Raw genomic sequence first — 10,205 nt, 5'->3', positions numbered from 1 at the left:
AAGGGAGTGAAAGGATTGTCGATGTTTTGAATTGAGCGAGGATCGAAGGATAAATTAATGGCACTGCTAGTGATACCGACCGGATTAATATCACTATTTTCCATTAAAATTTCTACAAAAAATCTATCCCCTAAACGAAGAGGACTATTAATAATAGTTCCCGCTAGGCCACTATTATCAGTTTTGAGGTTAAATTGAGTAGTCAGACTAGACATAATGTAGTTCTCCTGAGTTAAAAAAGTTAGCGAGTTAAAACAAATGCTACGCAAAGCAGGATTTATTCAAAAACCTGGCAAGGGAAGTCACACTAACTGGGTACATCATCTGTACTCTGGTAAAGTTACTGTTTCTGGAAAATACAGTACCGATGCCAAACTGTATCAAGAAAAAGAAGGTAAGAGGAATCAAGAAAATGGCACAAATTAAATATCCCATGGTGATTCAATGGTCTGATGAAGACAATTGTTTTTTGGTTGCATTGCCTGATTTTCCAGGGCAATATTGGCGTACTCATGGAGATACTTATGAGGAAGCTGTCGCTAATGGAAAAGAAGCTATAGAATCGCTAATGATTGCTTATCAAGCAGATAATGAACCCTTACCTGAACCTTTATTTTGTAGGATGGGTTAGCGCAATTCGTAACCCATCAAAACCTATTGTAATTAACCGGAATGGTTGGGTTTCCTTGGGTCAAACCAACCTACAGAGTTAATCTAAACAACTAACCCAAATTCGGAATTGAAGGGAACTAATTCCGCCAGATTAATTCTTCCATCTCCGGTAATATCAGCAGTAGGATCATAGTTAGTTTGTCCACTAATACTACCAAATAATCCTGGACGTTGTAAGGTGTTTAAGTCGGTTAAATTCCCCCGTCCATCGTAGTAAATATCACTGTTAAAGGTTGATTTTCCTGTTAGTTGAATGTTCAAAGCGGAATTGTTTTGAGCATTACTGTTGATGACTAAACCGTTAGCCAAATTGAAGTTTTCTCGCGCTGCTTTGGGTGTATATGCTAAAGCAATACGTCGAGTTTGTCCGGGGTTTAGCAGTATGTCTCCATTGGCAAAATTGGCATCTGTGGTGACATTTTGTGCATTAATAGTAATACCAGCAATGGCGAGTACATCGTTAGTTCCCACTGCGGTATTAGTACTATCAATGTATTGGGTTTTGTCAGCAAAGTTGGGACGGACAAAAAGGCTATCGGTTGCACCTGTACGGTATTGGGAGAGTTTTGTCCCGAAGGTGATGGCGTTTTTATCTACTACGATTGTCCCTTCATTAACGTTGGTAATATTAACGTTAAATGTCTTTTCCGTAGAGAGTTTATAACCGTCGGTTGCTTTGACTCCTAATTGATAGGATATTACCCCGCTTTCAAAGTCAATGGTATTAAAACCCGCTTGAGTTAGGGTAATTTCACCAGTAGTAGAATTGATGGCAAAAAGGTTATTTCCTGAACCATCTTTAGGAGAGGTACTGAGGCTAAAAGTAGGAGTTTGTCCGTAAGCGTCGTCAGTTGCTTCGACTAAGTTACCGGCTACTACTACTGTACCTGCTGCGCTTCTTTCTGCTAGGTTGACGTTATTAATAGTACCGACGATGGGAGCATCATTGATAATGATATTACGGGTTAAGCTTAAAGTACCATTAGGATCAGCAAATGTGCCATCAGCAAAACCAATTTGGGAAGGATCAAAGGTGACGGTTAGGTTGGAGTTATCCCGCGTTCCAACGACGTTAAATCGGAGTAAACCAAAGCGAGAAAGTTGATTAATACCAATCGCTGTACCTTGACTTGCTTCGGGGACTGCACCACCGCTTAGGTTATCAATTAATCCGTTAGTATTATCTAAAGTACCGCCTCGGAATAGGGGGAAATTAGAGGTAATTAAAGGACTATTAACATTGCTAATATCAGCAAAGTTATTGATATTTTGAGCAACATCCGCAGCAAAACCAAAGTCAAGGGAGTTAATGATTAAACCAGCTGCATTGGTACGAATATCACCGACTAGGATTTCGGCAAAGAAGCTATTACCGAGAATAGGATTGTTCCCTGTGATTTCATTACCAACTGTCCCATTATTATCCTCATACAGTTTCAGTTGGAAGGAAACGAGGTTAACATTAGCGAGGTTGTATTTTTATTGGTTTATGGTACACAAATAATTCCTAATCCTGCCATTTGACGAATATGATCATCAAAAGCGAATACCTCGAATATTTGCAAGCGATGAGCCATAACTAAAATAGAACAATCTGTGTAACTCCATTTTTTATCATTGTATTTACAGAAAGCCTCCCATGTTGCCAGATCGTCACTATCTGATAGATTAATATAATGATGATCTTCTCTTAGTATTTGACCTACTTGAATTGAGGCTTTACTGGAAACCTTACTCCGGAGCCAAGTAACCGTTTCATCAAATACTGATTCTAGAATAATCCAACTATTATGAGGATTTTCTAGGCAATAATTTTGAGCGGTTTCGTGATGAGTTTCAGATTTAATAAAAAAAGCAATTAAAGCAGAAGTATCGACAATAATTTCTTTAGTCACAAATTTTAATAGAGAGTTTCATCAATGTGTTCAGCGTAGTTAGTAACAACTTGACCATGATTATCTTGTCCGATAATATATTTAGGTTCAGGTTGGTTAATTTCTAAACTTCCGCAAAGTTCCCAAGTGCGAGTTTTAGTAATATCTGGTAATTTAGTTTGAATATAATTTTCCAAAGCTTTGATGACAATCTCTTGAACCGAGGATTTTTGTTCTTGTAAACGAGATATTAATTCATCAGGAATTTCGAGCAATATTTGAGTCATTGATAAACCTTAGAGATTAACGTTGTCTTACTAAAATTCTAGCTTGTCTTTGAATTATTAACAAAGAGACGCAAACGCAATCGCTTACGTCCCCAATTTATCCTAAATCAAAGTTTACTGCTTCAATAACCGAAAAATCACCCGTTTTAAGCTAAATCCCCCAAGGAGAAGTAAACCAATCACGTTATCGCCTTCGGGGACAGACTGCGGTGGTGGGGGAGGGTTAGCTGGGGAAAATTGGAACTGTACTTCACCATTATAATAATTATAGTAAGCTATTGGTGTAGTATAGCGATCATCGCCCGAAAAACCTTTGGAGCAGTTATAACTTATAGGTGTACCTTTACATAAATATTTTGCTTGTTGCCAAAGATAATACTTTTGATTAGTAGAATCAAAAAATAAATTCCAATTAAAAAGAATGTATCTTTCACTATTCAGAGAGGTAAAAACAATTCCGTTATAGGTTAGCGGTAGTAAATTATCATAATATTTGAGGTAATAATTTTTATTAATGCTTGGAGTTCCCATCTCAGGAATCAAGCCAGGTGGAGGCACTTGAAACATACTATCTCCCCACGCATCTATCCCTGTAATCCCCGTAACAAAACATTGACTTGTAAAATTGTTACAATCGTTAGTTGTAAAAGTTCCCGCAGAAAATCTGTTACCAATTCCAATTGTAAAATTCCATAACTGGGAAGCTGAAGCAGGATTAGAATTAACAAGAAGCATTCCAGCAGTTGCAAGGGTAACTCCAGAAATCAAGCCTAAAACGTTACTGATTTTCTTACACAGTTTCATCAATTTATTGAAAACCGCGCCACCACTACCTCGGTTAGCATAATTTCGACTAAAAACCGAATCAACAGCAGTTTCTGTTCCGGCAAATCCGCCATAAATCCCGACATTATTTTTTAGGGTGAAGGTTGCATTCCTGTCTGTTCCTGTAGTGGGTTTATAAGTACCCGCAGTCACCCAAATTTCATCGCCAGCTTGTGCCGCAGTTAGCGCACTTGCTAAACTACCATAAGCATTATTCCAAGCGGAACCATTACCAGTAGAACCGGATTTAACGTAGATGATAGCCATGATATACCTCGTGTGAAAAAGATAGTACAGAGTCAATAGGGAATCCACCCGAACCTTAGTTCGAGTTAGATAAAGTTGATAAGTAAGCGAATAGTGGAGAAAACTGTCTCTAGAGACAGCAAAACCATTAATCAAGCTTGGATGTCAGAAAATTTAGCACTGGTTAGGGATAATGCTTAGATTGTAGAGGCGAATAATTATAAGTTCCGTTTATTTTTTTTTTTCATTCATCAGCAGAGCTTATTAAATAAACCATGCAGAGAGAAACTATCTGGTATAATGGCACTCCTGCAAGGATTTACCTAGTCCACAATGTAGGGGCGAACTGCGTTCGCCCAAAAGGTACATTATCAAAGCGCAAGTCCCTTAGTTAAGTGGGTGGGTGGAATTAAATATAAAATGAACGTAGGTTGGGTTGAAGCATGAAACCCAACGCCCGCATGGGTTACGCTACCGCTAACCCATCCTACAAATAATTGTGCCTACCTACTTAGGGTAGGGAGATGACTACAGCCTTGTCATCGGAGTCAGCCATGGCAATTTGGCCGCTATTATTGATGGTAAAGGCGGAGATACCGTCGCCATCGAGGTTAGGATTACCTGCGGTGATATTGTAGGTTAAGGGGTTGTTATCGGCATCGGTGGTGTTAATTGTGCCGACAACTGTACCGTTAGGACTGGTTTTAGAGATGTTAAAGACAGCATCATTAACCAGTAAAATAATTTTATTGCTTAAAGGGATTAATAATAGTTAATTTTTTATCAACAATTAAACCATCTTGCATATCTTCTGAATACAAAATATTTGCATCAGAAAATAAAGTGCAAGCAATCACTAAACTATCCCAAAATGATAGATGATATTGAGTTCTCAGATTAGATGCAGATTCAAAAATATCAAGATTAAATGAGATAACTTGATATTTTCTATAAAAGGAAACAATTAATTGAAACAGTTGTTCTTCATCAAGCTTATGCTTTTTAAGTAAATTACAAGAAACCTCATTAATTATTTGGGTACTGATAATGATGGACTTTTCTTTAATTAATTGTTTTGCCAATATTCTTTTACTTTCTTCTTTTTTATCAGTGGAAAAAGCATAAAGCCAAATATTAGAATCAACAAAACAACTATGATTTTTAAGTTCTGTCATAAATTTCTTCTCGTTTCATAAATTCTAAATTATCAACCTCTATAGGATTTTCCAACAGGTATTCAATCATATCAATTTCAGGTTCACTTTGATTGAGTTGATTTTGAGCTTTAAATGCGGCAATAAGTACCTGTATCTGCTGAATTTGTTCAGGTTTAAGTCCAGTTACATTAATGTTTTTAATCATGGCTACATTGGAATGATTTTTACTTTAATTATACTAATTACACGCTCTCACAATCATGATCTTCCTTTTTTACATCTTTGACTAAAATTATCGGTGTTAAAGATGGTACAGAGTCGATAGGGAATCCACCCAAAACTTAGTTCGAGTTAGATAAAGTTGATAAGTAAGCGAATAGTGGAGAAAACTGTCTCTAAAGACACCAAAACTATTAATCAAGCTTGGATGTCAGAAAATTTAGCACTGGTTAGGGATAATGCTTAGATTGTAGAGGCGAATAGTTATAAGTTCCGTTTATTATTTTTTTTCATTCATCAGCAGAGCTTATTAAATAAATCGAGCAGAGAGAAAATATCTGGTATAATGGCACTCCTGAAAGGATTTACCTAGGGATAAGCCGATAGCTGGTTAAAACCAGTAAGACAGGGCGGAGAGAGTAACTAAAGACCATTTTTTTGGTAAGATCAAAGCTAAACTAACCATCACGCCTCCTTGAGGAAAGATTTATTTATGAGCGATATAGGGTTTATTTTGACGATAATCAACAATTTCCTGCAAATTTACTCGGTAATCCTAATTGTTAGGGTTTTACTGACTTGGTTCCAAAATGCCGGTTGGGCCTATCAGATTATGTCTTTTCTCAGTCCGATTACCGATCCCTATTTAAACCTCTTTCGCTCGATTATCCCACCCCTAGGCGGGATGGACTTTTCCCCGATCCTCGCTTTCCTGCTGCTCAACGTTGTTCAGAGTGTCGTAGCCACAGGGGCCAGCAGTCTGGTCAGTAGCAGTTTCTAAATCCGCGGATCCACACTACTGGTAAAACCGGAAGCTTTGAATTTTTCCAGTCGCAAGGGGGTTGGTTGATTGGTAGAAACAGAAATTCTGATCTCGAAATCACTAATCCCCGGCGGCACTTCTGGAATTGCCCCGACTCGGCTACGATTTTGTAAAGCCGGTTCCCCGTTAGCATCGTAAATCCGACCAAAAACATCGGCATCATAGACGGTTTTTCCAGAATTATTTTTAGCTTTGCCGGTGATTAAAAAACAATTAGCCGGAAAACTGGTTCCCCCACTGGTGACACTCCCCTCGGCTAATTCGGGGGGACAGTCTTTATAAGATACATCTAATAGTTGAATTGGGGTCAAAGCTTGAGCAATAGGGATGATAAGCCAGCTAGACAGCCAGAAAAGAACAGAAAGGAGCAAAACGGTGAGCGAGCGTGGTGTCATAGATGAGTGATTTTACGGTATGATTTCCCCAATACTTAGATTATCGTGGATCGTCACCCTTTGAAATCAGCTTTTTTAGGACTCTCATGGGAATGGATTCCCACAGACGCTCCCGATAGTTGCGACGGGTTTACCTGTGAGGTAATAGGTGTAGGGCTAATTCATGAATTAGCCCTACAATAGGCGTTGTCAAATTGAAAGATGCTCCGAATCAGCACCGGAACTGAAATTACTTTGATAGCAAGGATTGCATTGCATCTTTACCTATTCTGATCTGACAACGCCGTAAATGAAAGTGAGGATGATTCTCGCCCTGTTAGTTGCCGTATTCGCTTTCAAAACGGTGAAGAATGGGAAATACAAGCAATATATCAGTGGAATCGCCCTAATTGGCGTTTTCTGACCTGAAGGAAGATCACTGCTCGGTTATCGGCTAAAATTTAAGATATGTAAAGAAGGGAGATAAATTTTATGGCCGCTAATGTTGAGATCTATACTTGGAGTTCCTGTCCTTTCTGTATCCGCGCTAAAGCATTACTCAAGAAAAAAGGGGTGGAGTTTACCGAATATTGTATCGATGGTGATGAAAGAGCGCGAGCCAAAATGTCCGATCGAGCCAATGGTCGTACAAGTGTACCACAGATTTTTATAAACGATCAACACATCGGGGGCTGCGATGACATCTATGCTTTAGATAGAAGTGGTGGTTTAGCTCCCCTGTTGCAGAATTAAGGATAAAAACTATTAATGAAACTAGCCTTTATTATCGATCCGATCGAGTATCTAGATCCAGGCCATGATACCAGTATAGCTATCATGGAAGCGTCCCAATTATTAGGTCATGAAATCTGGATGACTTCCATCACTGATCTCAGTGCGATTGCGGGAAAAGCTTGGGCAAAACTAACTAAAATTGAACTGGTTCCCGTGGAGTTAAAAGATAATCATTGGGTGGCTGCATCTCAATGGTATCAAAGACAAGAGACAGTTTTTACCTGCCTAGAAAACTTCGATTTTGTCTGGATGCGAAAAGACCCACCCGTGACGATTGCCTATCTTTATGCCACCTATTTATTAGACCTGATCGACCCCAAAAAAACTCAAGTAATTAACTCAACTAGGGGTTTACGCCATGCCAACGAAAAGTTATATACGATTCACTTTGCTCAGGTAATGCCCGCCACAATTGTTTCCCAAGATAAAGCGACAATTAGGGAATTTGTCAACCAAAAAGGGGCGGCAGTTATGAAACCTTTGGGGGGCAAAGCAGGGGAGGGAATTTTATTTCTTAGTCCCGAAGATCGCAATCTCAATTCAATGATTGAAATTAGCACAAAATGGGGACAAGAACCGGTAATGATTCAAGATTATTTACCAGCTGCCCAAGAAGGAGATAAACGCATTATTGTCCTCAATGGTGAACCCATCGGGGCAGTTAATCGCATTCCCACCGGTTCAGAATTTCGCGGTAATATGGCAGTGGGTGGACGAGTAGCAAAAACAGAAATCACCGCTCGAGAATTAGAAATCTGTGCCACTTTAGCCCCAAAATTACGAGAAGATGGCCTATATTTTGTCGGATTAGATGTGATTGGTGGCTACCTCACCGAAGTTAATGTCACCAGTCCCACCGGCATTCGCGAGATCGATCGATTAAACAATGTTAGCTTAGGTCAACAGGTAATTCAATGGCTAGAAAATTTTGCTTGTGCCAAGGCTCTGTCTTGACACACAATATTTAAGGCTCTTTATTAAAATATCCTTCAGGTAGAACCTGAACAAAGGGTTCCCAGGTAGAACCTGGGAACGAGATAAGAACTCAAATCTGATAACTGATAACTGATAACTGTCTCCTGTAAAAAAAATGAATGCTTTATCAATACCGACCTGGATGGTTCATGTATCGAGTGTCGTAGAATGGATAGCGGCGATCTGGTTAGTGTGGACCTATGGCGACGTCAGTAGCGATCGATCGTGGCGAATGTTATCTTGGGGAATGTTACCCGCTTTAATTGGGGCAATGTGTGCCTGTACATGGCATTTTTTTGATAATATCAGTGCCTTATCCTGGTTAGTCACCCTACAGGCAGCCATGACTGTCTTAGGAAATTTTACCCTCTGTGCTGCCGGTTGGTGGCTGTGGCGTTCCAGTAAAATTAGCGTTAACAATGAATAAAGAGAGTTTATTTGCCATCTCCCTGTTTCCCTATCTGGGGTTTCTTTGGTTGATCACTCGTTCGGGAAAAATGCCCCTTTTAGCCTTAATTGGCTTTTATGTGCTGTTAATCTTCGTTTTTATCACCATTCCTGCCGGTATCTACGCCAAAATCCACTATGGTCAAGAATTAGCCAACGTCGATTGGTTACACGGCAGCGCCGAATTTTTCCTCACCCTCTCCAATATTCTCGTCGTCTTAGGTTTTCGTCAGGCAATTTTAGCCAAAAAGCAAACAGAGAAAGGGGAACGGGGAGCAGTAAACAGTGAACAGGGATAAGGGGTGTGGGGTGTGGGGTGTGGGGTGTGGGGAGAAGGGAGCGCCGGAGAGGGGAGAATAAATAAAAATAATCTCCTGAATACTGACTCCTGAATACTGTCTCCTGTCTCCTATCTCCTGATCACTGAATTGTGATACAATCGCCCCAAAACGTCCCCGCGTCAGTCAAATATGTCCCCGATTACACCGTCCATCAGTGTCAACGAACCAAACCCACAGGCTGCTATCCAGACTTTATCGGTAGTGGTTCCCATATATAACGAAGTGGACAGTATTCCCCATCTCGTCGAGAGTATAGCCACGATTCTGCGTTCTTATCAAATTAACTACGAGATAATCTGTGTTGACGACGGTTCTAAGGACGGTTCCACCGAGGTTTTAACTAATTTAGCTAAAAATCGCGATGATCTCAAGGCGGTAATATTGCGACGCAACTACGGACAAACCCCCGCCATGGCTGCCGGATTTAATTATGCCACGGGACAGATAATTGTTACCCTCGACGGCGATTTACAGAACGATCCCAATGATATACCCCTATTATTGGCCAAATTAGAGGAAGGTTATGACCTCGTGAGTGGCTGGCGCAAAAATCGCCAAGATGACCGGGTAAAACGGCTTTTACCCTCAAAAATAGCTAATTGGCTGATTGGCAAGGTAACAGGGGTCAAATTACACGACTACGGTTGTTCTTTGAAAGCCTATCGAGCCGAATTAGTCGCCGATATGAATCTCTACGGGGAATTACATCGTTTTTTACCCGCATTGGCTTTTATTGAAGGGGCAAAAATAACCGAAATTCCCGTTAATCACCACGCTAGACGGTTCGGACAGAGTAAATATGGTTTAGGTCGCACAATTCGCGTGATTATGGACTTATTTACTGTCTTTTTTATGAAAAAGTTCCTCACCCGTCCGATGCACATTTTTGGACTCTACGGACTGTTATCGATGGTAGTGGGGATTATTTTAGGCACTTATCTGACTATTCTCAAACTCGGTTTCGGACAAGAAATCGGCGATCGACCTTTGTTAATCCTGGCCGTGTTATTCTTTTTAACTGGGGTACAATTACTCTGTTTTGGTCTTTTGGCAGAAATTTTGATGCGAACTTACCATGAATCCCAAAAACGTCCCATCTACCGCGTTCGTACTGTTGTCGGGAATAGGGGATTTTTCAGTGAACAGTGAACAGTAAACAGTAATCAGTAA

At 40.0% G+C, this 10,205-nt stretch carries 15 protein-coding genes and 1 pseudogene; 8 read left to right on the top strand and 8 right to left on the bottom strand.

What is annotated here, in order from left to right; translation table 11 throughout:
• Positions 1 to 215: pseudogene (locus H6G48_RS05665) on the bottom strand (PEP-CTERM sorting domain-containing protein); the annotation flags it as partial.
• A 43-nt stretch (positions 216 to 258) separates the two neighbouring features.
• On the opposite strand from H6G48_RS05665, the gene H6G48_RS05660 reads away from it, so the two are divergent.
• The gene (locus tag H6G48_RS05660) at positions 259 to 426 is read left to right on the top strand and encodes a type II toxin-antitoxin system HicA family toxin (RefSeq protein WP_190719946.1); all 168 of its coding nucleotides are present in this window, start codon (positions 259 to 261) and stop codon (positions 424 to 426) included.
• Positions 413 to 631: a type II toxin-antitoxin system HicB family antitoxin gene (locus tag H6G48_RS05655; protein WP_190719943.1), complete on the top strand. Its 219-nt coding sequence runs from the start codon at positions 413 to 415 to the stop codon at positions 629 to 631. The genes H6G48_RS05660 and H6G48_RS05655 overlap by 14 nt, the downstream gene beginning before the upstream one ends.
• 83 nt (positions 632 to 714) lie before the next feature.
• On the opposite strand, the gene H6G48_RS26070 is transcribed toward H6G48_RS05655, so the two are convergent.
• The 6 genes from H6G48_RS26070 to H6G48_RS05625 all read right to left on the bottom strand — a co-directional run bounded on the left by H6G48_RS26070 (position 715) and on the right by H6G48_RS05625 (position 5,266).
• Positions 715 to 1,143 carry a hypothetical protein gene (locus tag H6G48_RS26070; protein WP_242034540.1) on the bottom strand — a complete coding sequence of 143 codons (429 nt, stop codon included), beginning with the start codon at positions 1,141 to 1,143 and terminating at the stop codon, positions 715 to 717.
• 1,016 nt (positions 1,144 to 2,159) lie between these two features.
• Complete coding sequence (locus tag H6G48_RS05645) at positions 2,160 to 2,567, bottom strand: type II toxin-antitoxin system VapC family toxin (protein ID WP_190719940.1); 408 nt, start codon at positions 2,565 to 2,567, stop codon at positions 2,160 to 2,162.
• A gap of 5 nt (positions 2,568 to 2,572) precedes the next feature.
• Positions 2,573 to 2,833 carry a hypothetical protein gene (locus H6G48_RS05640; protein WP_190719937.1) on the bottom strand — a complete coding sequence of 87 codons (261 nt, stop codon included), beginning with the start codon at positions 2,831 to 2,833 and terminating at the stop codon, positions 2,573 to 2,575.
• Positions 2,834 to 2,947: 114 nt separating this feature from the next.
• A complete protein-coding gene (locus H6G48_RS26065; protein WP_242034539.1) occupies positions 2,948 to 3,925 on the bottom strand; it encodes a hypothetical protein in 978 nt (325 codons plus the stop codon).
• A gap of 725 nt (positions 3,926 to 4,650) precedes the next feature.
• Positions 4,651 to 5,079, bottom strand: coding sequence for a PIN domain-containing protein (locus H6G48_RS05630; RefSeq protein ID WP_190719933.1), 429 nt, complete (start codon positions 5,077 to 5,079; stop codon positions 4,651 to 4,653).
• Positions 5,066 to 5,266, bottom strand: coding sequence for a hypothetical protein (locus H6G48_RS05625; RefSeq protein WP_002770256.1), 201 nt, complete (start codon positions 5,264 to 5,266; stop codon positions 5,066 to 5,068). The genes H6G48_RS05630 and H6G48_RS05625 overlap by 14 nt, the downstream gene beginning before the upstream one ends.
• Before the next feature lie 507 nt (positions 5,267 to 5,773).
• Here H6G48_RS05625 and H6G48_RS05620 point away from each other — a divergent pair.
• Positions 5,774 to 6,061, top strand: a complete 288-nt coding sequence (locus H6G48_RS05620; RefSeq protein ID WP_061430502.1) for a YggT family protein — start codon at positions 5,774 to 5,776, stop codon at positions 6,059 to 6,061.
• On the opposite strand, the gene H6G48_RS05615 is transcribed toward H6G48_RS05620, so the two are convergent.
• Positions 6,058 to 6,498, bottom strand: a complete 441-nt coding sequence (locus H6G48_RS05615) for a hypothetical protein (RefSeq protein WP_061430501.1) — start codon at positions 6,496 to 6,498, stop codon at positions 6,058 to 6,060. The genes H6G48_RS05620 and H6G48_RS05615 overlap by 4 nt on opposite strands.
• 471 nt (positions 6,499 to 6,969) lie before the next feature.
• Between H6G48_RS05615 and grxC the strand changes: the two genes are divergently transcribed.
• From grxC to H6G48_RS05590, 5 genes are all read left to right on the top strand, one after another.
• A complete protein-coding gene (gene grxC, locus H6G48_RS05610; RefSeq protein ID WP_002803525.1) occupies positions 6,970 to 7,230 on the top strand; it encodes a glutaredoxin 3 in 261 nt (86 codons plus the stop codon).
• Between the two features lie 15 nt (positions 7,231 to 7,245).
• Positions 7,246 to 8,226 (top strand): glutathione synthase, encoded by a 981-nt coding sequence (gshB, locus tag H6G48_RS05605; RefSeq protein WP_190719930.1) that lies wholly within the window; start codon positions 7,246 to 7,248, stop codon positions 8,224 to 8,226.
• A gap of 136 nt (positions 8,227 to 8,362) precedes the next feature.
• A complete protein-coding gene (locus H6G48_RS05600) occupies positions 8,363 to 8,674 on the top strand; it encodes a DUF2499 domain-containing protein (protein ID WP_190719928.1) in 312 nt (103 codons plus the stop codon).
• A complete protein-coding gene (locus H6G48_RS05595) occupies positions 8,667 to 8,993 on the top strand; it encodes a DUF3593 domain-containing protein (RefSeq protein ID WP_190719925.1) in 327 nt (108 codons plus the stop codon). Before H6G48_RS05600 ends, H6G48_RS05595 begins: the two co-directional genes overlap by 8 nt.
• A 171-nt stretch (positions 8,994 to 9,164) precedes the next feature.
• Positions 9,165 to 10,184: a glycosyltransferase gene (locus H6G48_RS05590; protein WP_190719921.1), complete on the top strand. Its 1,020-nt coding sequence runs from the start codon at positions 9,165 to 9,167 to the stop codon at positions 10,182 to 10,184.
• The last annotated feature ends 21 nt before the right edge of the window (positions 10,185 to 10,205 follow it).

This window comes from Microcystis flos-aquae FACHB-1344, from assembly GCF_014698375.1.
GTDB classification, from domain to species: domain Bacteria; phylum Cyanobacteriota; class Cyanobacteriia; order Cyanobacteriales; family Microcystaceae; genus Microcystis; species Microcystis aeruginosa.
Note: the sequence above shows the minus strand (reverse complement) of the source record. Positions and strands in the feature narration are given on the sequence as shown.